Raw genomic sequence first — 24792 nt, 5'->3', positions numbered from 1 at the left:
ACAATAGGCTTCAACCAACACCCGTCAGGTTTTTGGGTGAGCGTCTGGATCGCCAGCCGATTTGGTCAAGACCTGAGCGGCAAAAACGTGGACGAGGGAGGGCCACTATGCATCGCACGCTTACCACATGCCTGCTAATCCTTCTTTTCGGAATTTCGACCGCGCCAAGGCGGGCTTCCGCGCAGCCTCACACAGTCCTGGGAATTGAGGGATCGCGTTTCACAATTAATGGTGAGCCGACCTTTCTGCTGGGCATCAGTTATTACGGCGCGCTTGGTGCGCCACGAGAAATCTGGACTGAAGATCTGCAGGAAATCAAAAGACTGGGATTCAATTGGATCCGAATTTGGGCAAACTGGGCAGCTTTTGATCAGAAAGCTTACGCCGTCGACGAGGAGGGCCACCCCTGGGAACCGGGGATGGCAAAGCTCCGCGAAATCGTAGGCTGGTGCGACACCCAAGGGATGATCGTGGATATCACACTCTCCCGGGGGAATGGCGTGACCGGGCCCCGGCGGCTGCAGTCCCTCGATGCGCATCTTCGGGCAGTTCGTTCCCTGGTGGAGCACCTGAAGGATTACCGAAACTGGTACCTCGACCTCTCCAACGAACGGAACATCCAGGATTCCCGTTTCACTTCCATTGAGGACCTGGTCGTGCTCCGACGTGAGGTTCGCTCCCTCGATTCCAGTCGGCTTGTCACGGCCTCGCATGCTGGGGACATTCCGCCGGATATGTTGCGTGAATATGTCATGCGGGTGGGATTGGATTTTATCGCGCCGCATCGGCCTCGGAACGCGAAATCAGCCCAGCAAACGGAGGCAAAAACACGTGAGTATCTGGACACCTTACAGAAGATAGGCAAGATTGTCCCGGTTCACTATCAGGAACCATTCCGACGCGATTTTAGCTCGTGGCAGCCATCCGCCAAAGACTTTATTGCCGATCTGGAGGCCGCTTTCCGTGGAGGGGCTGCCGGATGGTGCTTTCACATTGGAGACTGCCGCGCTGCAGCGGACGGGCGGCCACGACGGTCGTTTGATCTCAGAGATGGCCCTCTATTCGCTCAACTCGACTCTGAGGAAAAAACCGTTCTCCGACTGATCACAAAGTTCTCCGCAGAGACTGTTCTCAAAAAGTAGATTCTGGGGCCGGTTACCACTCTGTTCCGCGGACATTTGAGAAGTTCGAAATAATTTCTGGCAAGTGAGCTCTTGCTATTCCGCAGCCTCAGGGGCCGTCCGCCAGGTAAGACCGCTACCGTCCATTTCTCCCTCATCGCGGGAAAATCCTGCAAGTTCGGAGTAGATTCTCACGATAAATGATGTAGCCGGTCTTCCAAATGGCTCAGCCACGCCGGCTCGCCAGAATGAGGGTGTCCGGCGACAGGACGATCGGTCTGAGGCGTCATTAAGCCTGGCAACCCAGAATCGAAACGGTAACGATCGCTAGTTGAGGAGCGGTACATGGCGCGAGGACTACAAACACTGCAATTGTGGGGACTCCTGGGTGGCGGACTGCTGTTCCTCACAGGCTGTGGGACCGCAATGAGCCCCCTTGATTGGGGAGTTCTCAATTATCCAATCCCGGTTTCCCCGTATTTTCAGAAGAAGTTCGAGGATAAAGCTTGGGAAGAAGAGCGGTACAAGAAAATGCCGATTCTTCCACCATTGGTTGAGGGCGCTCCGCATGCGGCCCTCGATGAGCCATCCGACGACGAGGTGATCCGTGCCTTGGAAAAGGCCCGTGGTGTGGAAGGCGGTTTACCCCTCCTTCACGAGGTCCAGCGCGGTAATGTGCGAATTGTGAAGGAACTCATCACCGATTCGATCGATCCACCGCGTGTTTATCCGCTGATAGGCCCGGCCCAACTGCACCACGTCCACTGGAAGTGCACCATTTATTTCACGGAAACAGTTAAAGTCGGCTGGCCGATTCCCTACACCACACAAAACCAGGAAGCTGTCGAAGTGGTTTACATCGACCACGACCACCTGCACATGGTAGGAAATGTGGAAGGCGGCGCGGGGAGCAACTATTGATCCCGCAATCGATCCTCGCTTTACCACGAACGACCTATGCAATACAAGGCCCCATTCCGTCTGAGGGGCCTTTTTTATTTCGCCTCGGTGGGAACAGGGGACGTTTTTTTTCCAACCCCGAGGTCTTCTTCGATCGCTCGCGCCTCGTTACTGAAGGTGAATGGTTCGCGGTTTGGATCAGCGGGGCGAAGCTGGCGGGCAAGCTGAGACAAGTCCGAAGCCGGTGTCAATTCGTTCTGGGGCGGCACCGAAGTACAGCCAGCGATGCTCAAAAAACTTGCCAGCAAACTCACAACGATTCCCATGCTCCGGCAACGACGCGACAACCTGCTGGTCATGGATGTTTACTCCAGCTCAACCACTCTTTCAGAACGCTTCTGCCCGGTCAACAATCGCTGGGTTGAAATTCCGGCAACGTGGAAAGGCGGGAGAGTATGACAAAAAGACGCTTTCCTATCAAGAGCGAAAAACCGCCAAACCAGGCCAACTGGAAAAAACGCACGTTGTTCGATAAACTTGCAACGTTACATTAATGTGTGGGTCACCACCGCAATCAGATCCGCGCTGGGCCATACCGGCATTGCTCGCGACTTGTGTCAATGGGGAAATTCTTGGGCACGTCGAGGATCCTGCGTCCCGATTGCTGTTGCACCCAACGTGGTGACCGACCAGCCGCACTGAGGTTCCCGAAAGGCGAAACCGGTGCCATCGGTCACTCTCAGCGCGGTCTTCGGATTTGGCAGACCAAATTAACAAAGTTGCCCGGGTGAAAAATGGCCACCGTCCTCATCACATCAGGACCAACGCGGGAATTCCTGGATCCGGTGCGATTCCTATCGAACGCGTCTTCAGGACGGATGGGCAGGGCCCTGGCCGAGGCGTTCTGTACTGCTGGCCATCGTGTCATCGTGGTGTCAGGACCTGTGGCCATTGATTATCCTCCGCAAGCGGAAATCGTATCGGTGGTAACGACGGAGGAAATGCTGAAGGCCTGCCAATCCATTTTTCCAGACTGCGACGGCGTGATCGGTGCCGCCGCCCCTTGTGACTTTCGCCCGGAGCAGATGGCAACTCGAAAAATTGTCAAATCGGGGACTCCGCTGACACTCCGCCTCGTGGAGACCCCCGATATTTTGGCCAGCCTTGGCATGATGAAAAGGCATCAATGGATTGTGGGTTTTGCCCTGGAAACACACAATGCGAGGCAGCACGCCCTGGAAAAAATTCAGAAGAAACGGTGCGACTTGATGGTCGTGAACCGCCCCTCGGCGATCGGCTCGGATTGCTCGTCGGTGGAGGTTCTCGATTCGGAGGGCACGTGTCTCGCCGAATGGACCGGGACAAAAACGGATATCGCCCTTCGCCTGCGGGAATTGATCGAGCAAAAGCTCTTGAAACTGTCCAATAGCGTCGGTGGTGGATGAATTGAAGCCGGATCCATAAACTCAGCTTCGGCAAAAGAAAACGTGATCAAGGTGACGCGACGCGAGCGGCTTGTGGTACTCGACGTCGGCCGCTCAGGGGGTGAATAAATCCAGGAGGAATGAACATGTCCCAGGCGCTCCAGGTCATATCGGCCGGTATTCTTTTCGCTGATATTGCCTGCGAACCGATTGAACGGCTCCCTAAAGCCGGTGAGCTCGTTCCAACGTCTCGCATCCAGCTCGGATTGGGGGGCTGCGCGGCGAACGTGGCCGTGGATTTGAGAAAATTGGATGTTTCTGTGGGCGTGGCGGGATGTGTGGGGGAAGACTTCTTCGGCCAGTTCATTCAGGAAGCACTCACAAGGTCCGGTGTGGCTACGGCTGGAATCCGCGCTGTACCGGGATACGGTACGGCGGCCACCATGATCGTCAATGTGCAGGGTGAAGACCGACGCTTCATCAGCACGCCGGGGGCGAATGTGGTTTTTCACACCGGCGATATTCCAACCGCTTGGCTGGACGGCGCTCGGGTTCTCTACGTCGGCGGGTATTTGATGATGCCAGGTGTGGAAACCGATGACTTCGCTAATCTGCTGGCAACCGCCCGCCAGCGGGGAATCACGGTTGTTCTCGACGTGGTGCTCATGGAGCGCAAGGACTTTCAATCCATTTTGAGGAAGGTCCTTCCCCACGTTGATTATTTCATGCCTAACGACGACGAAGGCGAGATCATCCTCGGTGTATCCGATCCTGTCGAGCAAGCGCGGCGGTTTCACGACATGGGAGCCCGGAATGTCGTCATCACACTGGGCGAAAAAGGCTGTCTCTTTGTGGGAGAACGTGGGAGTTTCCGAGCGGGAGTTTATCCCACCACGTTCGTCGGGGGCGCCGGCGCAGGTGATGCCTTTGACGCGGGATTTATCATGGGATTGCTTCTCGGCGAGTCGCCCGAAGGCTGTGTACGCTGGGGGAGTGCGCTGGGAGCCAGTTGTGTGCGGGCAATCGGGACCACCGAAGGTGTCTTCAATCGGGCGGAAGCAGAGGAATTTTTGGCAAGCCATCAACTAGAAATCACGCCGCTTTGACCGGTCAGCAACGGCTTCATTTGTTTTTTGAAATAAAAGCAGAGCGTCTGGGAGGAGACCATGCGGATTGCAGTCCTGTGCAGTGGCGGTGATGCCCCTGGCATGAACGCATGCGTGCGGGCGATCGTTCGGGCAGGGATTTCAGCGGGTCACGAAGTGATTGGGATCCTCCGGGGCTATTCCGGTCTTTTGCGGGAAGAGTTCTTCCTCAACGAGCAGGGACAGCCACGCATGTCGCTGCGGAGCGTGTCTGATATCGCTCGGCGAGGGGGGACCATTCTCCACACCAGTCGCTGCGAGGAATTTTACACAGAGTCGGGACAAAAAAGGGCAGCCGAGATTTTGCGGAAGTACAAGATTGACGCTCTCATCCCGATCGGTGGCGACGGAACGTTTCACGGCGCAGTAGCGCTCGCCAAGTATTGGGATGGCCAGATCATCGGGTGCCCTGGAACAATTGATAACGACCTCCTGGGAACAGACTACACAATTGGCTTCGCGACTGCGGTGCACACGGCTGTGGATGCGGTTGACAAGCTGCGCGACACGGCCGATGCACACGAGAGGATGTTCCTCGTGGAGGTGATGGGCCGACACAGTGGGTACATCGCTCTCTATACGGCAATCGCCGCCTCCGCGGAAATTGCATGCATCCCCGAAACCCCCACCGAAGTATCCGAGATCATCCGCCAACTCCACGAATTGAAATCCCGCGGCAAGACTTCGGTGATGATGATCGTGGCGGAGGGGGACGAGCGTGGGGGTGCCGCCGCCCTTCAAAAAGCCCTCTGTGAAAATGGATGTCCGTTTGAAACCCGGGTGCTCGCTCTCGGTCACCTGCAGCGAGGAGGAAGCCCCGTCCCCCAGGATCGACTGCTGGCTGCCCGGCTGGGAGATTTCGCCGTTCGCTCAATTCTGGCAGGAAAGACCGGGTGTATGGCGGGCGAGCAGCGGGGTGAGCTTGTCCTCGTGCCATTTGAACAAACGTATGCCGCGCACAAGCCGGTTCCCCAGGAGCTGGTACGTCTCCTGGAAACGCTCGCCTCCTGACGCCGGCGCCCACCGTTATTCCAGAAAATGCCCCTCCAGCACCCAGCCGAATTCGTGCGCATGAACCGAGGGGCAAAAACGCGCGACAACGATCAGTTGCGACGTTGGCTTGCCGCTCCCCGGTAATCTTCAGCGCACCTTTCAGCGTTTAGCGGGAAAACGAATCAGCGTGACGCTGTAGGGTGCCACTTCAACCTTCCCCGCGTCGGGAATTTCTCTTTCCACAATGCTGACACGCGGAGGCTTTCCCGGCTCATTGAAAAGCATCGGATCATCCCCGGCAATTTCCCATGCACGGCCGGGCGATTCCAGCTTTACCGCGGTGGATTGCAGGATCAGGTGCTGCCGTTCGGCAGTCGGATTGACCACGGCAAGCACCACCGCGTCCTTTGCCTCACTCAGAGCGGCCTGGACATCGAGGACGGAGTTGGAACATGTGGTGGCGACGGGGACTTGCCCGAAGTGCTTTCGATACAGGGCCAGGACGAGCCCGGTGGTCTCGAAGCTGGCGGCCGTTTTCGTCGTCTTGATCGCTCCGATCACATTCACGGTTTGGGCATAATTGGCCATGAAATAGACATCCGTGTTACGAGCATACTCATTGAGAGCCTTCGCGACTCCAAGGCCATCGCGGAGGAAATACCGCGTTCCCAGCTCGCCGTAGAGATGCTCTCCGTACCAGTAGTTCCACTCATCGAGCGCAACAGGAATGGCCTTGCCGCCCAGGATTTCTTTCCGATAGCGGCGATGGGCGTCGGCGATCTCGCGCACACGACGTGCGGCCTGCTCGACGTGCTCCAGCAAATCCTTTTTTGCCCCGACGTAAAAATGTTCACTCATCAGGTCGATAAAGTCCGCACAGTGGCGGAACATTCCCTCAGTCCATGGTCCAACATTACCAACCGCAATGGCCACAATTGTGGGGTCGAGCTTCCGCATTGCGGCAACAAACTCGTTATGCTTTTTGACGTACTCCTCCAAAGGCATGTGTCCAAGCTGCCAGTTACCGTACATTTCGTTTCCGATGCCCCAGTATTTGACACGATAGGGCTCGGGGTGACCGTTTTTGGCCCGTAGCTGCCCCATTTTTGTCTCAACAGAGCCATTGGCGTATTCCAGCTCCTGGAGAGCCATCTCCACATCCCCAAGCCCCGTGTTCACCACTACCAGCGGCTCGGTATTGACAATCCGGCAGAACGTCATGAATTCATCGATTCCGAAATCGTTCGAATCAATTCCCTGCCAGGCAGGGTTTTTGCGCGGCGGGCGCTTATCGCGGTCGCCGATTCCGTCCCGCCAGTCGTAACCGCTCACGAAGTTGCCACCCGGCCAGCGATAGATGGGAGAGTCCAGCTCTTTTAGCAGAGCAATGGTGTCCGCCCGCATGCCATGAATGTTGTCGGCCGGCATCAGGGAAACTGTCCCCACATAAAAGTAGCCTCTACCTTTGGACACGATTTCCAGCCGGGCATCGTCAGTAGACTCTGCAGGCCGAAAACGAAAAGTCACCTTCCGATAGTCTGATCCCACCTCGGGGATGTCCATCTCGCCCGCATTGCCAGGATTATTTCCCGACACCAGTCTCACCGTGATTGGGGCTGCTTCCGGAGCGCCTTTCACCCATATGTAACCGACGTACTCTTTCCCAGCGAGAACGCCTAAACCGCCATGAGCGATGCCCGCGACGGTGCCATCGCCCCTCAACGCGACTCGCGGTGAATGCACCCCCACAAAGGGCTGATGACGATCCATTGTTACGCTCCCTTCTGGCCCAATGACCGTCCACGGGGATTCCTTGCTACCGACAGGATAGAAGAATTTCCTGTCGACGAGCATTTCCGCCCAAATCCCGCCGTAAATACACCGGCCCAGGTGCTCGATGAACTGCCCGTAGATGTATTTGGAAATGGGGGCAGCCGTTTGAGATGCATCAATCGTCACGCGAGCCTCTTGTGCATGCCCACCTCCACAGGCAGTGAGTAGGCCAACGGTTGCAATCGCCGCAAGCAAAGAGTTTGTGGTGTGACGGCGTGTGGTGGCACGGCTCATAACAAGGATCTCCTTCAAAGCTCGTCGAATCGTCCACAATTGTCCTCGTCTTTGCAGAATTATCGACCAGTGTAGCGACTCGATCCTTGGGGAACAATCCGCCCTAACTGTGACTCGTCCGCACTTTTTACACGGGAACTTTGACAGGCCAATGGCTGAATCTGTTGCAGGGGCCATTCATGAATTGCCCCTACACCACTATGGCCTGCTGGTATGTTATAGGTTTTTGCAAAAGTGGGGCTGGGCAAATCCCTGACTTACCAAACGTCCCGGGTGTGAGTATACGAATATTGCGGTATAATGAGCCGCCTGAGCCCATTTCATAAGGCAGCGGGAGGAGATGTCATGACTCTCAGGCCGGAAGAAATCAGCAAGTTTCAGGAGGCCCTTCAGTTCGCCGAAAAACAGGTGGCCGCCCTGGTCGAAAAACATCCTGACTTCTTCCCCATCTACACGGTCAACGGCCGATGGTATCACGAAGGCGAACTGTGGACGGACTGGACCGGCGGCTTCCTGGCTGGAATGATGTGGCAGTTCTATCTGCGTGCGCGAGACCCTAAATGGTGGGAACTGGCAACGCACTATTCACGTCTGCTCGAGCATCGCAAACACGATCGCAATGTTCATGACTTGGGATTCATCTTTCTCAACACGTATCTTCCATGGTACGAACTGACCGGCGATCAGGCCTTGCTCGATGTCCTCATCACCGCTGGCCGCACACTTGCCATGCGGTTTCAACCCAAAGGAAAGTATCTCTGCTCTTTTATTGGCCCACACAGTCTGTTCATCGACATTATGATGAACGTCCCTCTGGTGATCTTCGCGGCTCTAAAAACGGGTGATCAAGAGTTGCTGGAGATCGGCCTGGCCCATTGCCGGACTACCCGCGATTACCTGGTACGCCCGGATGGTTCCACCGCCCATGAGGGACTTTTCGACGTGGAAACCGGGCAATTTCTTGGCCAGAGCACCCATCAGGGCCTTAGCCCCGAGAGCTGCTGGGCGCGTGGCCTGGCGTGGTCGATGTATGGATTCAGCAAGGTTTACGCCCTGACGAACAACCCCGAGTTTCTGGAAGTGGCGGAACGTAACGCTGAGTATTGGATCACCCATCTTCCCGAGGACAAGATCCCATACTGGGATTTTCACGCTGATCTGTCGCAGCCCCCGCCGTGGGGTCGGCAAAAAGAAAGCTCGGCAGCCGCCATCGCAGCCAGTGGTCTGTGGGATCTGGCAAAACAGACCCGATCTCCCGAACGTGGGCTTGTCTACCGCAACATAGCCCTTGTGATGTTATCCGCTCTGTGCGACCCCGAATACCTCGCCATTGAAACCCCGGGTTGGGAAGGCATCCTCAAACACGGCGTGTATCACACGCGAAAGAACCTTGGCGTGGACGAATCCGTCATGTGGGGAGACTACTTCTTCGTGGAGGGGCTGACCAAGGTCCTGACAGCCGAGGGGAATAACAGCTAGAGACGGTATTCCACGTCGAAGCCAGGCTGCGGGGGCGTGACTCCCCTGTAACTCCAGTCCAGAAGCTCAACCGGATGTGCCAAAAGCAGGCGAAGCCGACGCCGTCTTACCTCGCGACCAATGTGGAGAAGGCAACCGGCATTGGCAGCTGCCACGCCTTGAGCGCCTGTTTCCAGGATGCGATCCACCTTCCGCTTCACCAATCGCATGGCCATCGCATCCTGCAGAAGGTTATAGCTCCCTGCGGAACCACAGCAAAGCTCACTTTCATACAACGGTACAAGCTCCAGCCCGGGAATTTTTGAAAGCAGCGCTCGGGGTTGTCGGCGAATTTGCTGCGCATGCGCAAGATGACACGCATCGTGGTAAGTCACTCGCAAAGGCAATGGGTTTTCTGGGGCCTTGATTCCCAGGTCGTCAAGAAACTCACAGATATCGCGGACTTTCCCGCTAAATTCTGCGTATCGCTCACGATCCCCATCTGCCCAGTATTGGGGATATTCCTTGAGCATCGCGCCGCAGCCTGCATGATTGACAATCACCGCATCGAGGTCACGGACAGGAAAACTACGGACGTTCTGCTCAGCCAATTTTTTGGCGCCACGGTCGTCACCAGCGTGATAATGAATCGCTCCGCAACATCCCTGACCGCGGGGTACCAACACATCGCAACCGTTTTCCTGCAGCACACGGAGTGTCGCCCAGTGAATGTGCCGGAACATTGCGTCGCCCACACACCCCACAAACAGGGCCACGCGAGCCCGCCGACGTCCTTTCCCAGGAAGAAAATCTGGCAGACGCTTTTGTCCCGGTACGTGAGGATTCACAAGGCTGGCCATTTTCCCCAGAATGCCGGGGAGCACGCGAAAAAGTCCCATTCGTTCCAGGCCATGGTAGGCTCCCAATCGCTGTAACAGTCTGACCGGCCATAGAGCCGCGCGAACTCTTCGCGAATAGGGAAAGACGTGAAAGAGAAAGAACCTCTCACCCCACGTCAGGGAAACCGCCCGCTTGTTGATTAGGGACAGACGCACGGGTTCGAGGATGCGGCTATATCTCACTCCCGACGGGCACGCAGTCTCACAGGCGCGACAATCCAGGCACAGTTCAATGTGTTGAACAGTTTTTCGATCGATCGATAGCTGTTTCTCCAGGATCGCGTGCATCAAGTAGATGCGTCCGCGAGGACTGTCGGCCTCCTGACGTAACTCCACAAATGTAGGACACGCCGAGGTGCACAGTCCACAATGGACGCACCGGTGAATCTCCTCCATCGAATGTTCGTGCACTTGCACCGCCATTTTCGCGTCGAGTTTTCTTTCTTCTGGTTTATGTGAATACGTATCGACCCGGGTTGAGAATATGGGCCGGATCGCAGATGTCTTTCCATCGCTGGACATACACATGTCGCGGATGGGGCAACCCCCACACGACCGACGAGGGCCAATCAGGATTGGCTGGCGTCCGGAGAACCACCAGACAAGCCCTCTTCTCCTCGATCTTGGTTCTCAGCGCCTTGACTTTCTCGATGGTGAATTCCTTAGCAGCATCAACGAGGAGAACCTGTCCACTGAAAAGGTAGCCCCACCAAATCGCCCCAGGAAACACCTCTTTGATGTGCGCCGTTATCACGGCCATTTGTTCTGGCAACCCGCTGATCTGACAAACAGCGTCACCACCGGTCGTCAGCTTACTCTCAAACGCGGTGTCACTGATCCTGGAAGTGGGAATCACCTTCCAACCCTGCTGGCCTGCCAAGGAGGTCAGGGCATCTCGTGCCAGGTCTACCTCCAGTCGGTCGCCTTCCAGCAGAAAAGTCGCCGCAATCCAGCGGCGTCCCAATTCTTCTGCAAGGTCTAAGTCGAGATTGGAGTCGATCAAACAGGTTTGTTCACAGATCATGACATCCGACAGACACGGCAAGGGCAGGGCAGCGAGACGTTGGAGAAACGTCTCACAAAAAGTAGCACGCCGCATTCCCACCGTGAAAAATTCGGAGACCTCGGGCCGGGGCCGGGTCATGAGCGTGGCCCGCGTGATGATCGCCAAGCTCCCCCAGCTTCCGAGAAATAAACGCAAGAGTCGATACCCAGCAGCATTCTTGACAACAGAACCGCCCAGGACCAGACGTGTTCCTTCACCAGTGATCACTTCAAGGCCCAGAACGGCTTCTGCCAGTCGGCCCCACCGCCAATCGCGAAGGCGAGGAAATGGGCTGGCCAGAAGCCCGCCCAATTGGAGGCCGCCCGGCAATCCACTCAACCCGGGAATCCATTGCCCGGAGGCGGACAGCGTCGCTTCGAGCTGGGCAATGGTGACTCCCGCCTCTGCGGTCAATGTCAACTCCGTGGGCTGGTAATCGATGATTCCGTTCATAGGAGCGCATGAAATTGCCAACCCACTCTTTTCAGGACGGCTTCCCCACCTGGCCCGGAAGCCACTTCCCACCGTGTAAACAGCTCGGCCACGGCGCGATGCTTCGCGCACTACCTGACTCATTTCCTGGGAGGTGGCAACCTCCTGCGCGGCCTCGATCGGCAGCCAGTTTTGGAGAAAGCTCTCGGATGTCGAAATCATGCGTTCTTCTCACCCTCGACGATGGCGGACTTCTCCTGACCGTCCCGCGGAATTACTTTACCGGGTGACAGGATGGCATCGGGATCAAAGACACTCTTGAGTGCTCTCATCGCCTGCAATACTTCCGGCGGATACAGTTGCTCCATGAAGTCGCGTTTCTCCAATCCCACGCCGTGTTCCGCGGTAATACTTCCGCCCAGATGAATACAGGCAGCAAGGATTTCATGACTCGCGGACACCGTTCGTTTCACTTCATCTGGATTTTTCGGATCGTAAAGAAAAATGGGGTGAATATTACCGTCCCCGGCATGAGCCACATTGACCACGCGAACATTCCAGCGACGTGCGATTTCCTTCACACGGGTGGCCACCTCAGGCAATTTGGTCCGCGGGACGACCCCATCCTGGATAAAGTACGCGGGGCTGAGCCGTCCTACCGCTCCCACAGCCGATTTACGACACTGCCACAGGCGAGCCCTCTCCGCTGCGTCGGAGGCACTCAGGACTTCCCCGGCACCACACTCCCGGCAAAACGCCGCAACCCGCTCCGCCTGGGCTGCAATGGCTGGTCCCACTCCGTCGAGTTCCACAATCAGCACTGCTTCGACATCGGTGGGAAAACCGAAATGAAAGGCCTCTTCAACGGCCTGAAGGATCCCCTGATCCATGAGTTCCATTGCCGCCGGAGTGATGCCGGCACCGATGATTCGACTGACCGCGAGACAGGCATCTTCAATTCGCGAAAAGGTCGCACGGAGTGTGATGAACTCTTGATAAGCGGGGATCAACTTCAACCAGGCACTGGTCACAATCGCCAAGGTGCCCTCACTACCGGTCAGCACCCCAATCCAATCAAGATCACCCGGGTCCCACCTCGGCTCCACCACAAGTACCTCTCCCTCACCAGTGACGCACTCCAGTCCCAGAACATGGTTGACCGTCACACCATATTTCAGCGTATGGGGTCCGCCCGCATTGGTGGCGATATTTCCCCCCAGGGTGCACGCCACCTGGCTGGATGGGTCTGGAGCAAATTGGTAGCCCGTCCCCGCGAGACGTTGCGACAGTTCGAGATTGATGACCCCGGCTTCTACTTGGATCCGCCGGTTGACAAGATCAATTGCAAGGATTCGGTTCATCCGGGCCAGACTGACAACGATCGCCTCATCTATCGGCGTGGCACCGCCGGCCAGCCCAGTTCCCGCACCTCGCGCCACCAACGGGACTCCATATTGCCGACATATACGAACCACCTGCTGCACATCGCGCGTGTTCCGCGGGAATACCACAGCCTGGGGCATGCACTTGACGAGAGTGTAGCCGTCACATTCGTAAACCAGTCGGTCAGCGGGGTGGACCAGGACATTCTCACGCCCAAGTCGCGACGTGATTTCGCGAAGAGCTTTCTGACGTGGAGAGAGGTCTTGCATCGTGGGCTCTCTCGTTACCCGGTTGAGTCATTTTTGTACAACGTGCCCAAGTTTTTCTTCAATGCTGCGAACCTTTCCGGAGATTCTGTCCTGATATCCCTTGCGATAATCCAGCTTCATGATGCATTCGATGCGATTACAGTCCTTTTGAAGGGCTTCGAAGCACTTGCGTACCACTTCCATGACCTGGTCGTACTCTCCCTCGATGATGGTGCCCATCGCGTGGCACTGATATTTCAAACCGCTGGTGTGCACAATCTCCACGCATCGCGCGACATACGCGCTCAAGCTTTCCCCCTTATCCAGCGGGTAGATACTGAATTCCAGCAGAACCATCGCAGATCTCCCTCTCAGCACAGGTTTTGTCGTTTTCAGCCTTGGGCGTTCAGCTCCAATTGCTCTAGACCTGAGGGCACCGCCTCTATCCGCTATTGATCATGTCGCCCCCAAACGTCCGGACGCATTCGGAAGAGCGCACTTCCGGCTTGTAGGGCGGCTTGTGCCTTATTTATATTACCACTCCCGGCAAAAAGCAGGCCAGCGGCATGCAGAATCACGAAGAGACGCTGGGCCGAGTATCAGCCTCAAAAAACGCCAGGTGGTCGCCTCATTCCGATAACCGAAGTCACGCATGCTGCATACCAGGGAGGAGCTTGAACGATGAATCGGCTTATTCCCGTTGCGGGCGTGCTGGTCATCCTTTTTGTCGCATGGCTTTTCTCGGAGAATCGCCGGGTGATGAACTGGCGGTTGATTCTCAGCGGCCTGTTTTTGCAATGGATCATCGCCTTCATCTTTCTTCGCACCGACATCGGACAAGGGGCCTTTTTTGCCAGTCGCTTGCTCATCGAGCGCCTTCAGTATTGCGTGGATCAGGGAACGGGTTTCGTGTTCGGCCCGGAAGCAAAACACCACCAGGTAGCCTTCGTGGTCCTACCGCTGATCATCTTCGTGTCGTCCCTGACCGCCATTCTTTTTCACCTGGGAATTCTCCAACTCCTCGTTAAAGCCATGGCGAAAATCATGGTATGGGTCATGGACGTTTCTGGCACGGAATCTCTGGCGGCCGCCGCCAATGTCTATGTGGGAATGACAGAAGCTCCGCTGGTGATTCGGCCCTATCTGGAAAGTATGACCCGCTCGGAGTTGATGGCCATGATGAGCAGCGGAATGGCAACCATTGCGGGAACTGTCATGGCCGCTTATGTCGCCATGGGGGTAGATGCCGGGCATATTGTCACGGCATCTCTGATCTCTGCACCGGCAGCGCTTGTGGTCGCGAAAATCATGGTCCCCGAAACCGAGATTTCGCCGACCAAAGGGGTGGTTCGCGTGGAGATCCCCAGGCAGGACACCAACATCCTGGATGCCGCCTGCCGCGGTGCTAGCGAAGGTCTCACCCTGACCCTCAACGTGGCCGCCATGCTTATCGCGTTTATCTCTCTGATCACCTTTGCTAACTGGCTCCTTAGCCTGCCGGGAAACGTGGGTGGGGAACCCCTCAGTTTAGAGAGATTGACCGGCTATCTCTTCGCTCCGTTTGCTTTTCTCATGGGGGTCGACCCAAAAGACGTGTCGACCGTGGCAACACTCCTGGGGAAGCGACTCATTCTCAATGAGTTTATTGCTTATCAGGAACTCACCACTCTCAAACAGACTTTGGCACCACGCTCCTTCACGATTGCGACATACGCTCTCTGCGGCTTTGCCAATCTCGGATCGATTGGCGTGATGATTGGCGGGATTGGCAAGCTCATCCCTGGGCGGCGGTCAGAACTCGCCCAACTGGGATTCCGTTCCATGATCGCCGGTACTCTGGCGTGTTATCTGACAGCGTGTGTCGCGGCGATCCTTATTTGATCGTGGAGTAAAACCGGCATTCAGGAGACGGCAGCTTCAAGACGCTCCTTGACAGTCCTGAGCGCCTTAATTCTGGCAAAAAGCTTGCAATTTGCTTCCACCACCGTCCAGGGAGCATACGTGGTGCTGGTGCGTTCCAGCATTTGAGTTACGGCCACCTCGTACTGTCGCCACTTACTGCGATTCCGCCAGTCTTCCTCAGTGATTTTCCACTGCTTGTTAGGATCGCTTTGACGGGCCTGGAATCGGCGAAGTTGTTCATCAGGGTCGATGTGCAGCCAGAACTTGATGACCACGGTTCCGAAGTCGGCAAGCTGTTTTTCGAATTCGTTGATTTCCCGAAATGCCCGCTGCCATTCCTCCTCCCGACAGAAACCTTCTACCCGCTCCACCAGCACCCGCCCGTACCACGAGCGATCAAAAATCGTGATATGGCCCGTTTTCGGCAGCCGTCGCCAGAACCGCCACAGATAGTGATGAGCCTTTTCTTCGGCGGTCGGTGGCCCAATGGGTACCACTTCATAACCTCGCGGATCAAGGCCCCGCGTCAGTCGCTTGATCACTCCGCCTTTTCCCGCCGCATCCCACCCTTCAAAAACAATGACCACCGGCACCTGTGCCAAATGGCAGCGATGCTCAAGCTCGTAAAGGGCCTTTTGGAGCCCTCTCAATTCCTTCTCATATTGCCCGCGCTCCAGTGACTGAGTAAGGTCCACTCGATCGAGAATCGTGGGACGGAGAAGCTCGTCTTCTCGCGGTTCTGGCATGGGAGACGGAGGCTCCGCGAGCTGTTTCGAACGTCGCTGAGCCTCCTGCTCGATCTTCGAAATGAGCGTGCGGAACACCTTCAGGCGAGTAAAACGGGCCTGATGAGCTTCCACGATCTGCCAAGGGTTCTGGAATGTACTGGTGGCTTCGAGCACCTGGTTCGCCAGGTTGAACCATTTCTTGTACTTCTTGTTCTGTTTCCACTGTTCTGGGGAGACTTTCCAACGGGTGGCTGGAGAGGAAGCGAGGGCTTTCAAGCGTTTTTTCTGCACCCGCGGGTCAATGTGGAGCCAGAACTTGACGATTAATGTTCCCGCATCCGCGAGTTGCCTTTCGAATTCCAAAATATCGGCAATCGCCTGACGGAACTCTTTTTTAGAAATCCGCCCCTCCGCAAAATCGTCGAGCACGCGCTGATACCAGGAATGGTCGAAAATAGCAATCTCGCCCGCCCCGGGAATCCTATTCCAGAATCGCCACATCCATGGGTGCCGTTTCTCTTCTTCGTTACGCGGGAGAGTCAGATGGACACGAAATCCGCGAGGATCCAGCACCTGGGCCAGACTATTGATAACCATCCCCTTGCCGGCAGCATGCCACCCTTCAAACACGATGATCACGGGTATGCCAGCCGCCCTGGCCGCCCGCTGACATGCCGCCAGCTTTTGCTCGAGGGTTGGAAAGACGTTCTTGTATTCTTGCTTTTTCACCTTCTGACAGGGATCGACCAATTCCAACATCGTCAGTTCCCTCGTATTGTGGTTGGGGAGAAACCTCCTCCTGCCATTGAAGTGGCTCTGGCCTCATCACACGACATCTCCCGAGAAACACTAGCTTTTTCTTGCCCGTGGGGATGGTAGTGAAACAACGAGGAGTCGGATTGTTCGCGATGCACGGCCTGCGCAAGGACCAACCCGGCCGAGTGTCTGCCGCGCAGCCATTTCCCTATCCAAATTCGGCCACGATGAGTTTTAGGCTTTGGGGGTCAAAAGAATTGATCTAGCCGAAAACTGAAGAGCAGTGATAGAATCCCCCCACGAATGGTTCGAGTTCCCCGATCAGCGCCTCGGAACAACGGCAATAATAACAATGTGGTGCCCAGCTAATATCACCGCACCCATCGTGTTGGCAAACGTGCTGGTAACGTGTTTACCAGTAATTGGGATTGCGCTGGCGCTTTGCACCCGGTTTCCCAGCACTGGAAGATGGGCAATCCCCGCCTACAGAGGGGCCATGGCCCTTCTTTCTGGGGTCATTCTCGGTTCAGCAGGGCAGTCACCCCGAATCTGGTGCCTGTGCCTGGTGACTTTCTCCTTGATGCTGCTCATCGGGATTACCGACTTCTCCCGGCAATTCCATCGCCGCTCAGTGTAGCCCGAGGCCTTTCTCGCCGTCCCCTTCCGCACTAAAAGGGGGAGCCAGCCCATCTAGAGCGGACCGAACAGGCTCGGGTGATCGGCTTCTTCGACATAGCGCACCTTTATCGAACTTCTCCACCAACTTCAGCCACCCGCAGGGAAGACGTCATAGGATTTCGCCGACCGCACAATCCATAACCGCGGCAACTCTGGCAATATGGGAAGTTTACAGTATGTACGGAGCGACCGTTGAGTTTGCTAAAACCCGAAAAAAGCTCCGGTTTCCGCGACCGTTTTTCCGAATCCTATAGCTAGGCGAACTCTTCCTGCCGGAAGAAAAGAACCCAAACCGGCCGGATAATTGAATTGTCGCCGGAGTTCGCGTTTACAACAGTTCGTGTTTACGTGGTGGATTTCGGTTTGTTGAGAGCCTGACACAAAACGGTCACAAGATCCAGGCGGGAATCGATTCGGCCTTCCGAGGGAGATGCCGACCGTCGGGCGATTTCCGAAACAGGAGGACAGGCATGCGAGGTCATTCGTTCACATGGATTGCCGCGGCGTTCATGGTGTTCGCGCCCCAACTGGTGCTCGCAGGCAACCAGGAACTGGCCCAGGAGATTGCCAGTGCGCTTAAGAACAGCGGGCAGCTCAAGGGGTACAAGATTGGTGTGCGTTGTCAGGATGGAACTGTCTGGCTACGGGGGACAGTCGCTGATCCGGAACAGCGGGCCATTGCGGAACGCCTTGCCAGCCAGGTTCAGGGCGTCAAAACAGTGATCAATGAACTATTGGTCGAAAGTGGAGCTCCGGCGGAGCAACTCGGTCTGCAACCGGTCACGGCAGCGGTGGCTCCCGAACGGGTGACTTCGCCAATCGGCGGCCTGCAAGGTAGCGACCGCCCAATGGCGGCGCCGGCCCTGGCGGGCAAAGTGCAGAAGGCAGATCCTGTTCCCTCTGTGTTCGCCAATCAGCCTGTGCGTCCGACGGCCGCTACCGCAGTCAGCGAAGGTCCCGCGTTTGCCGCTCCAGAAATCCCAGCGCTGGAACCCCCGGTTGAAGCCACACCTGCTTCCGCCACAGTAGCTACGGAAAGCGCCCCGCGGCCGATTCGACCTCTGCCGATCGCTTACGCCCAAGCTCAGGAGCCGACACCGGTCGCCCCTGCGACTCAAGCATCTCCAGCGGCACCACTTGGTCGTCCACTTCCAATGTACGCCGGCCAGGTCGGAGCAGCGGCACCGGCCCGGTATGATCAGCCCAACATGCCGAATTACGCCTGGCCAAGCTACGCGGCTTACCCGAATTACGCCGCGGTCACTTACCCCAAACAGTATTCCGCAACCGCGTGGCCCTATATTGGTCCGTTCTATCCCTATCCGCAGGTGCCGCTCGGATGGCGGAAAGTGACTCTTGAATGGCACGACGGTTGGTGGTTCCTCGACTTCGATGACGGATCAACCAAGGGACCGTTCTCTGGGTTGTTCCGAGCGATCACGGGCCACTGAAGCTTATAAGTATCCTTCCCGCCTGATTGATGTTTGGGCCCCGCTTCAATGCGGGGCCTTTTTTATTGGTCTAGCACGTAGCCTACTCGCGTAACTGCCCGTCCCCGCGATTTTAGGCTGCACCTCCATGGCTTGACGGAAAAAGGTGTATAATCGTTACAGGAACGGGCAGCAGATAGGCCCTGCTCCACCCAGGGTTTTACGATGGAAGAGGTGGATCGGAAATGCCAAACCATACGAATTCTTCGAGGAACTGGCCCATGGAGCTACTTTCACGTTTCTTATTTGCCGTGTTAGTTGTGGGTACTTTTGGGGTTTTGCCTCCTGTCGAACATCTGCGAGCATCTGAGTGTAAGTCGAAGATCCCCTTATCGACCTATCCCTTCCGCCTGGAAGACGTGCGTCTGTTGCCCAGCCCTTTTCTCCATGCAATGCGGAAGGACGCGGAATACCTGGTGTCGCTCGATCTGAACCGCCTTTTGCACGTGTTTCGGGTCAATGCGGGACTTCCCAGTGATGCGAGACCGCTCGGCGGCTGGGAACGACCTGATTGCGAATTACGGGGACACTTTGTGGGCCATTATCTGTCAGCCTGCTCGTTCATGTACGCGAGTACTCGCGATGCCCAGTTCCGGGACCGAGTCCACTTTTTGGTCCAGGAACTGGCGAAGTGCCAGGAGAAACTCGGTAACGGCTATCTTAGCGCGTTTCCAGAAGAGTTTTTTGACCGGGTTGAAACTACTGGACGGGTTTGGGCTCCCTACTACACGCTCCACAAAATTCTGGCAGGGCTGCTCGACGCCTACGTGTACTGCGGCGATCAGCAGGCACTAGAAGTGGCCAAGAAGCTCGGGGATTGGGTGATCGCGCGGAACAGCCGCCTGACCGACGAGCAGATGCAACGCATGTTGAACGTGGAACACGGCGGCATGAACGAGGCCCTGGCCAATCTGTACGCCTTAACCGGGGAAGAAAAATACCTGCGGATTGCCGAGCGCTTCAACCATCTGGCGGTGCTCAAGCCTTTAGCCGAAGGGAAGGACATTCTCACCGGTTTGCACGCCAATACGCAGATTCCTAAGTTTATCGGTGCGGCCAGACTGTACGAATTAACGGGAACGCCGTGGTATCGCGATGCCGCGTTGAACTTCTGGAAGTGTGTTGTCCACGAACGTTCCTATGTGATTGGTGGAAACAGCAACAACGAGCATTTCACGCCCAAAGATAGGCTCTCGGAAGCCCTCGGCCCCAACACTGCGGAAACCTGCAACACATACAACATGCTCAAGCTCACCAGGCACCTGCTGTTCTGGGAAATGGTACCCGAATATGCCGACTACTACGAGCGTGCCCTCTACAACCACATCCTTGCGTCGCAAGATCCAGAAACTGGAATGATGTGCTACTATGTTCCTTTACAATCGGGATCACATAAAACTTATTCCACACCCCTGGACTCTTTCTGGTGCTGCACGGGAACAGGCATCGAAAACCATGCGAAATATGGAGAAAGCATCTACTTTCACGATGGCCGCGACACTTTGTATGTGAATCTGTTTATTCCGTCAGAACTCCAATGGCAACAAAAAGGTGTACGAGTCCGACTGGAAACGCAATTTCCCGATTCAGACACGGTGCATCTCTACGTTGAACCGCAGTCGCCCGCGCAATTAACCATTGCGATCCGCTGGCCAGCGTGGTGTACTCAGGGATACTCGATTCTGGTCAATGGGACTCCATGGGCGTTGGAAGATCGTCCGGGCCAGTTCGTTCGCGTCACCCGTACGTGGACTGCCGGTGACCACGTCGAAATCCGGGTGCCCATGCAGTTGCGGACAGAATCATTCCCCGATAATCCTGACCGGTTTGCCATTCTCCATGGTCCCATCGTGCTTGCGGCTGTTGTACCGGACAGCGTGCTCCAATCGCCTGCCGTTGCCTATTTCCCGGCCAGGGACATCGGCCGCAGTTTTGGAGGGCTGCTGGCGGCCGTGGCGGATCATGTCGATTTGACGACGTTCAAAGTGGCGGAGGGGCGTCCCGGATGCTGGACGGCGCCCAGGGGATTATTCCGATCGCTTGTGGATAGCGCGGACCGAGAGATCATACTTGAACCGTTCTACAAGATCCATGGTCCCCGGCGTTATGTGGTCTATTTCGATCGAGTATCTCCATCACAATGGGAGAAAATCATTAGCGAATATAATCAAGCAAAGAAAAAATGGGAGGAAATTGAAAAGCGAACAGTCGACCGAGTTATTGTTGGGGACCCCCTTAGCGAAAAAGAACATTCCCTTGCTGGTGAAAGGACCGAGAGCGGGACGTTTGCCGGGCGGCGGTGGCGGCATGCCGTCAACGGTGGATGGTTCGCCTACACAGTGAAAGTAGGCAAGGGCAAGGGGCAGTCCCTCCTTGTGGAATACTGGGGCAGCGACGTTGGGAATCGGGTTTTTGATATTGTGGTCGATGGATCGAGGCTCGCTACACAGCGATTGGCGAACAATCGGCCCGGACGCTTTTTTATTGAGGTTTACCCGCTGCCGGCCGAACTCGTAAAAGATCGCGAAGCGGTCACCGTGCGTTTTCAGGCCCATCCGGGGGCCATGGCAGGTGGTATATTTGACTTGCGGGTTGTGACCACATCAGCCGACCCAAACGGAGAGTCCACTGGTCACGAATCCGAGCGATAAACGTCTTCCGTGCTAGTGGCACACACCACTGACAAGGATGGTGAATGTGCATCGGTATTGCTCGGCTGATGGTTGCTGTCCTTCTTTTTGGTTATGGCATTTGCACACTTCTGCAAAAAAAGGCTGCCCACCTGTGCTGCTATTGTTTTCATACTTGCAGTATATATTCCGTATCTTTTTAAAGCAGGTTGGGTTTGCGACGATTGGATGATCATCGACCATTGGCGTGTGCACCGTCAGTGGTGGGATGCCGTGCGGTCATGGTTTCCACTTTTCTCTGCCCGCCCATTAGCTCCCGTTGTGCTTTCCAGTATATCCGGCGTGTATGGCGGCACTCCTCGCTGGTACGTCTGCTCTCAGTTTTTGTCGCTCAGCGTGGCATGGGGAATGGTCTGGTACGTCTGGCGTCGATTGTGCGGCGAAAAGGCCGCGGCTTTTTTCCTGTCGGCCGTATATTTGCCAAGTATTGCTTCCACACTTGTGTTTTCGCCAGGAATGCAACATCTCGCGGCGACGGCGTACGTTTTATGGGCAGGGTCACTCGTATGTCACGAAAGGGCGATGAGCCGGCAGGGCGGCTGGCTGTTGTTGTCCGGTCTTCTTATTTTCATCGGGATGCTGATCTACGAGATTTTTCTACCCCTGCTCGTTTTGCAGTGTTTGATGCCGCTCTACCATGCTGCCTGCTTTAAGGCGGATCAATCTGGAAAGCTAGCCACTCTGGGCTCAGCGTCACCCACCTACCTGGGATTTGATCGGCACACATGGAAAAGCGTTGCCAGGACGACAGTTCCCCTCGCTGTTGCCGTTTTACTGGGGCTGGTCGTGCAGAAATTGATCATGCCAAGTTTTTTTCCGGACATGTCTCGGCTGACGCCGGGCGGCCTTGGAATGATGCTCCGGACGTTTCTTTATTGGGTATTTGCAGTGTCCGTTCAGACGCCTATTCTCTGGGCCGATGGTCTTTTCCGAATCCATGAAGCGTGGGATGCATCAGCTTTGGCGGGTGCTCTGCTCGTGACGATTTCCCTTGTCCTAGCTCACTCGCGAACCACGGGTGCTGGGGAACCTCTAAACGCGCAAAACACAGCGCGTCAATCGGGCGACAAGCCAGATGGCAGTGTTCATCTCGAAACACGATCAAATGGCGAGGACCGTTCTCACCGCAACCACTTCGCTACCCAATCTTGTCGAGTCGGCGTGCTCAGGAGGGTGTGCTGGATCTCCGCGGCAATGAGCGTTCTGCTATTTGTGCTCTCTGGCAGTTATGCTGCGGTTTATGGCAACGACAACCGAAAACTTTCCTCCCTGTGGGTAGCCGTTGCTCTCGCGGCGAGCACCTATTGGACTGGCCCGGCTCATCAACAATCTTTTAAAAGAACGCGCTGGCTGCAAGTTGGTCTGTGTGTGGCCTTACTCGTCAATGCCACCTCCTTTTTGTTGCAGCGCAACAATTACGTTCAGTCATGGCAGGCCCAGGAAATCATTTTGAACACAATCAGGAGGGAAACACAGCGCGCCGAAGTGCCCCACGGAGCAGTCCTTCTCGCCGCTGTACCACCTGTTGTCCCGACGAATCACAACGACGAATGCGTTTTCACGCGTTCCTGGGACATTGCTTCCGCTCTGCGAATTGCCACCAATGACCACATCGCTGACGCAGTCACTCTCTATCCCTGGCTTCTCGTCCAGGGCCGATTGATGGTCGATGGTCCGCGGCTGGTGGTCGATAATCTTTGGCAGACTGATGTGAGCCAACAAAGCGTTTTTTTTATCGGTTGCGAATTGAGACAATCACGACCGGCGAACGTGAAAGATTTTTTCGCCCGATCGTTGGGAAAGCTGCCTCCTCTGACTGTTGAATTGCGGGCACCATGCACGCTGGTGAGAAACGATGAGGAATTGCTGCACTCTGTGCGTGTGGCGACAGAATCCTTGAACGTTAACCCACCAATGTCCCATGCTGCCAGAGCTACTCAGTGGTGGGCGGAGTGGATGCGAGCGGCCGTTCTGGGAAAACCGGCCGTTCCTTTGCAGGAGCGGCTTTTCCACCCCACAATATTAGAGCAGGAGCATTAGTACGGTGAGCACAGAGGGATCACCTATGGCTGGCAAACAACAATCCAACGAACCGAATTTCGTTGCTGTCGATGTGGGAGGCACTAAAATTCTTGGCGTGCTGGCCGATCGGCGCGGGGTCATTCGCGCCCGGGAGCGGCTTCCCACACCGCGGACGGACAACCCCGCAGAGATTGTTGAGGCAATCGAAGGCGTCATCGAAGCGGTGCTCAAAGAAGAGGATCTGAGCCACCGCGACGTGACGGCCATTGGTGTCGCCATACCGGGAGTGGTGGATCCCAAAAAGGGGACGATTGTACGTACTCCCAACAGTTGCCTTTCCGGCGTCCATCTCGTCCCTCGCTTGGAATCCCGTTTTGGCTGCCGAGTTATCCTGGGGAATGACTGCAATCTCGGTACGCTGGGTGAAGTTTGGCTGGGCTCTGCCCGCGGGGCCAAAAGCGCCATGGGGATCTTTGTCGGCACGGGAATCGGGGCGGGATTTGCACAGAAAAAGAAGATCTGGCGAGGTGCCCGGGAAGTGGCGGGTGAAATCGGTCATATCGTCATGGAGATTGGGGGCCCGCTGTGCGGATGTGGGAATCGCGGATGTTTTGAAGCCCTCGCTGGTCGGGCGGCCATTGAACGCGACATTCGAGATGCGGTGGCGAAAGGCGAGTCCACATTACTGACCGAAATCCTCGACGGAGATCTCAGCGTTATTCGGAGTAAAGCCCTCAAGCAAGCTCTGGAAAAGGGTGATCCCCTTGTCGAGCGGATTATGCGGCGGGCCGCGGAGATCATCGGTTATGCATGCCTCACCGTACGGCACCTCTTGGATCCGGAGTGGATCGTGCTGGGAGGCGGGGTCATGGAGGCATGTGGGGACACTCTGTGGCCGACAATTCAGGCCGTCGTGAACTCCGATCAACTCCCCGGCGCCCGGGAGCGTGGTGGCCTCTGCCTGTCGGCTCTCGGGGACGATGCGGTTGTTCTAGGAGCAGTGGCGATCGCCGCCAGAAAAGTGGGGATCAACGTCTTTAAATCTCTGCGCAACATCAAGTATCCCTGCGTGGAAGAGTGCCACCCTGGTAGTATCACAATTGCTGGTAAACAGTACGAGGAAGATGTTGTCATTCTGAGCCATGGACGTGTTAAAAAGGCAAGTTCGAAACTCGTGAATGAGAGTGACGCATGGCTCTCCGAAGAGCTTCTAGAGATGCTAACACGGGGCGGTGTTGAGACCGTCATCCTTGGGTTAGGCTTCGATGTGAAAAATACGGACATCAGTAAAATCTATGAGTTCTTCGCTCGAAGACGGATCAGCTTGTTGGCTCTACCCACACCGCAGGCCGCGATCGCATATGAGCGATCCAACACGCGGAGGTCGGCCTATTTTTGCGTCTCTCGATAA

General features: G+C 56.0%; 19 protein-coding genes. 12 read left to right on the top strand and 7 right to left on the bottom strand.

From position 1 onward, the window contains the following. Positions 1 to 107 precede the first annotated feature (107 nt). Complete coding sequence (locus THTE_RS08480) at positions 108 to 1142, top strand: glycoside hydrolase family 5 protein (RefSeq protein WP_095415025.1); 1035 nt, start codon at positions 108 to 110, stop codon at positions 1140 to 1142. Between the two features lie 324 nt (positions 1143 to 1466). Further along, positions 1467 to 2042 carry a hypothetical protein gene (locus tag THTE_RS08475; RefSeq protein ID WP_237260239.1) on the top strand — a complete coding sequence of 192 codons (576 nt, stop codon included), beginning with the start codon at positions 1467 to 1469 and terminating at the stop codon, positions 2040 to 2042. Between the two features lie 74 nt (positions 2043 to 2116). Here the strand turns inward: THTE_RS08475 and THTE_RS08470 are convergent, their stop codons facing one another. Continuing rightward, positions 2117 to 2380, bottom strand: coding sequence for a hypothetical protein (locus THTE_RS08470; protein ID WP_157731950.1), 264 nt, complete (start codon positions 2378 to 2380; stop codon positions 2117 to 2119). 435 nt (positions 2381 to 2815) lie between these two features. Here THTE_RS08470 and THTE_RS08465 point away from each other — a divergent pair, with 435 nt between their 5' ends. The 3 genes from THTE_RS08465 (at position 2816) to THTE_RS08455 (ending at position 5601) form a co-directional block, all read left to right on the top strand. Continuing rightward, complete coding sequence (locus THTE_RS08465; RefSeq protein ID WP_095415023.1) at positions 2816 to 3466, top strand: phosphopantothenoylcysteine decarboxylase domain-containing protein; 651 nt, start codon at positions 2816 to 2818, stop codon at positions 3464 to 3466. A gap of 125 nt (positions 3467 to 3591) precedes the next feature. Further along, a complete protein-coding gene (locus THTE_RS08460; protein WP_157731948.1) occupies positions 3592 to 4551 on the top strand; it encodes a carbohydrate kinase family protein in 960 nt (319 codons plus the stop codon). 60 nt (positions 4552 to 4611) lie between these two features. Next, complete coding sequence (locus THTE_RS08455; protein WP_095415021.1) at positions 4612 to 5601, top strand: 6-phosphofructokinase; 990 nt, start codon at positions 4612 to 4614, stop codon at positions 5599 to 5601. A 141-nt stretch (positions 5602 to 5742) separates the two neighbouring features. Here the strand turns inward: THTE_RS08455 and THTE_RS08450 are convergent, their stop codons facing one another. Continuing rightward, complete coding sequence (locus THTE_RS08450) at positions 5743 to 7650, bottom strand: alpha-L-arabinofuranosidase C-terminal domain-containing protein (RefSeq protein WP_157731946.1); 1908 nt, start codon at positions 7648 to 7650, stop codon at positions 5743 to 5745. A gap of 345 nt (positions 7651 to 7995) precedes the next feature. Between THTE_RS08450 and THTE_RS08445 the strand changes: the two genes are divergently transcribed. Then, on the top strand, positions 7996 to 9129 hold the full coding sequence (locus THTE_RS08445; protein ID WP_095415019.1) for a glycoside hydrolase family 88 protein: 1134 nt from the start codon (positions 7996 to 7998) through the stop codon (positions 9127 to 9129). On the opposite strand, the gene THTE_RS08440 is transcribed toward THTE_RS08445, so the two are convergent. The 4 genes from THTE_RS08440 to THTE_RS08425 are packed head-to-tail and all read right to left on the bottom strand — an operon-like array spanning position 9126 to position 13472. Further along, the gene (locus THTE_RS08440) at positions 9126 to 10430 is read right to left on the bottom strand and encodes a (Fe-S)-binding protein (RefSeq protein ID WP_095415018.1); all 1305 of its coding nucleotides are present in this window, start codon (positions 10428 to 10430) and stop codon (positions 9126 to 9128) included. The genes THTE_RS08445 and THTE_RS08440 overlap by 4 nt on opposite strands. Positions 10431 to 10458: 28 nt before the next feature. Continuing rightward, positions 10459 to 11706, bottom strand: coding sequence for an FAD-binding oxidoreductase (locus THTE_RS08435; protein ID WP_095415017.1), 1248 nt, complete (start codon positions 11704 to 11706; stop codon positions 10459 to 10461). Next, positions 11703 to 13136 (bottom strand): FAD-binding oxidoreductase, encoded by a 1434-nt coding sequence (locus tag THTE_RS08430; protein ID WP_095415016.1) that lies wholly within the window; start codon positions 13134 to 13136, stop codon positions 11703 to 11705. The genes THTE_RS08435 and THTE_RS08430 overlap by 4 nt, the downstream gene beginning before the upstream one ends. A gap of 27 nt (positions 13137 to 13163) precedes the next feature. Then, positions 13164 to 13472: an MTH1187 family thiamine-binding protein gene (locus tag THTE_RS08425; protein WP_095415015.1), complete on the bottom strand. Its 309-nt coding sequence runs from the start codon at positions 13470 to 13472 to the stop codon at positions 13164 to 13166. Positions 13473 to 13796: 324 nt separating this feature from the next. Between THTE_RS08425 and THTE_RS08420 the strand changes: the two genes are divergently transcribed. After that, positions 13797 to 14996: a NupC/NupG family nucleoside CNT transporter gene (locus THTE_RS08420; protein WP_095415014.1), complete on the top strand. Its 1200-nt coding sequence runs from the start codon at positions 13797 to 13799 to the stop codon at positions 14994 to 14996. Between the two features lie 20 nt (positions 14997 to 15016). Here the strand turns inward: THTE_RS08420 and pap are convergent, their stop codons facing one another. Further along, a complete protein-coding gene (gene pap, locus THTE_RS08415; protein WP_095415013.1) occupies positions 15017 to 16504 on the bottom strand; it encodes a polyphosphate:AMP phosphotransferase in 1488 nt (495 codons plus the stop codon). Positions 16505 to 16997: 493 nt separating this feature from the next. Between pap and THTE_RS17940 the strand changes: the two genes are divergently transcribed. The 5 genes from THTE_RS17940 (at position 16998) to THTE_RS08395 (ending at position 24792) form a co-directional block, all read left to right on the top strand. Beyond that, positions 16998 to 17138, top strand: coding sequence for a hypothetical protein (locus THTE_RS17940; protein WP_157731944.1), 141 nt, complete (start codon positions 16998 to 17000; stop codon positions 17136 to 17138). Between the two features lie 511 nt (positions 17139 to 17649). Next, on the top strand, positions 17650 to 18630 hold the full coding sequence (locus THTE_RS08410) for a BON domain-containing protein (RefSeq protein ID WP_095415012.1): 981 nt from the start codon (positions 17650 to 17652) through the stop codon (positions 18628 to 18630). Positions 18631 to 18890: 260 nt separating this feature from the next. Further along, positions 18891 to 21320: a glycoside hydrolase family 127 protein gene (locus THTE_RS08405; protein WP_157731942.1), complete on the top strand. Its 2430-nt coding sequence runs from the start codon at positions 18891 to 18893 to the stop codon at positions 21318 to 21320. Positions 21321 to 21527: 207 nt separating this feature from the next. Then, a complete protein-coding gene (locus THTE_RS08400) occupies positions 21528 to 23399 on the top strand; it encodes a hypothetical protein (protein WP_157731940.1) in 1872 nt (623 codons plus the stop codon). 25 nt (positions 23400 to 23424) lie between these two features. Beyond that, positions 23425 to 24792: an ROK family protein gene (locus THTE_RS08395; RefSeq protein ID WP_095415009.1), complete on the top strand. Its 1368-nt coding sequence runs from the start codon at positions 23425 to 23427 to the stop codon at positions 24790 to 24792.

The sequence above is a fragment of the Thermogutta terrifontis genome (assembly GCF_002277955.1).
Classification (GTDB): Bacteria; Planctomycetota; Planctomycetia; order Pirellulales; family Thermoguttaceae; genus Thermogutta; species Thermogutta terrifontis.
Note: the sequence above shows the minus strand (reverse complement) of the source record. Positions and strands in the feature narration are given on the sequence as shown.

Coding starts and splice junctions, on each gene's coding strand:
- THTE_RS08480 (WP_095415025.1), top strand. CDS start 108: ATGCATCGCACGCTTACCACATGCCTGCTAATCCTTCTTTTCGGAATT.
- THTE_RS08475 (WP_237260239.1), top strand. CDS start 1,467: ATGGCGCGAGGACTACAAACACTGCAATTGTGGGGACTCCTGGGTGGC.
- THTE_RS08470 (WP_157731950.1), bottom strand. CDS start 2,380: ATGACCAGCAGGTTGTCGCGTCGTTGCCGGAGCATGGGAATCGTTGTG.
- THTE_RS08465 (WP_095415023.1), top strand. CDS start 2,816: ATGGCCACCGTCCTCATCACATCAGGACCAACGCGGGAATTCCTGGAT.
- THTE_RS08460 (WP_157731948.1), top strand. CDS start 3,592: ATGTCCCAGGCGCTCCAGGTCATATCGGCCGGTATTCTTTTCGCTGAT.
- THTE_RS08455 (WP_095415021.1), top strand. CDS start 4,612: ATGCGGATTGCAGTCCTGTGCAGTGGCGGTGATGCCCCTGGCATGAAC.
- THTE_RS08450 (WP_157731946.1), bottom strand. CDS start 7,650: ATGAGCCGTGCCACCACACGCCGTCACACCACAAACTCTTTGCTTGCG.
- THTE_RS08445 (WP_095415019.1), top strand. CDS start 7,996: ATGACTCTCAGGCCGGAAGAAATCAGCAAGTTTCAGGAGGCCCTTCAG.
- THTE_RS08440 (WP_095415018.1), bottom strand. CDS start 10,430: ATGGCGGTGCAAGTGCACGAACATTCGATGGAGGAGATTCACCGGTGC.
- THTE_RS08435 (WP_095415017.1), bottom strand. CDS start 11,706: ATGATTTCGACATCCGAGAGCTTTCTCCAAAACTGGCTGCCGATCGAG.
- THTE_RS08430 (WP_095415016.1), bottom strand. CDS start 13,136: ATGCAAGACCTCTCTCCACGTCAGAAAGCTCTTCGCGAAATCACGTCG.
- THTE_RS08425 (WP_095415015.1), bottom strand. CDS start 13,472: ATGGTTCTGCTGGAATTCAGTATCTACCCGCTGGATAAGGGGGAAAGC.
- THTE_RS08420 (WP_095415014.1), top strand. CDS start 13,797: ATGAATCGGCTTATTCCCGTTGCGGGCGTGCTGGTCATCCTTTTTGTC.
- pap (WP_095415013.1), bottom strand. CDS start 16,504: ATGTTGGAATTGGTCGATCCCTGTCAGAAGGTGAAAAAGCAAGAATAC.
- THTE_RS17940 (WP_157731944.1), top strand. CDS start 16,998: ATGGCCCTTCTTTCTGGGGTCATTCTCGGTTCAGCAGGGCAGTCACCC.
- THTE_RS08410 (WP_095415012.1), top strand. CDS start 17,650: ATGCGAGGTCATTCGTTCACATGGATTGCCGCGGCGTTCATGGTGTTC.
- THTE_RS08405 (WP_157731942.1), top strand. CDS start 18,891: ATGGAGCTACTTTCACGTTTCTTATTTGCCGTGTTAGTTGTGGGTACT.
- THTE_RS08400 (WP_157731940.1), top strand. CDS start 21,528: ATGATCATCGACCATTGGCGTGTGCACCGTCAGTGGTGGGATGCCGTG.
- THTE_RS08395 (WP_095415009.1), top strand. CDS start 23,425: ATGGCTGGCAAACAACAATCCAACGAACCGAATTTCGTTGCTGTCGAT.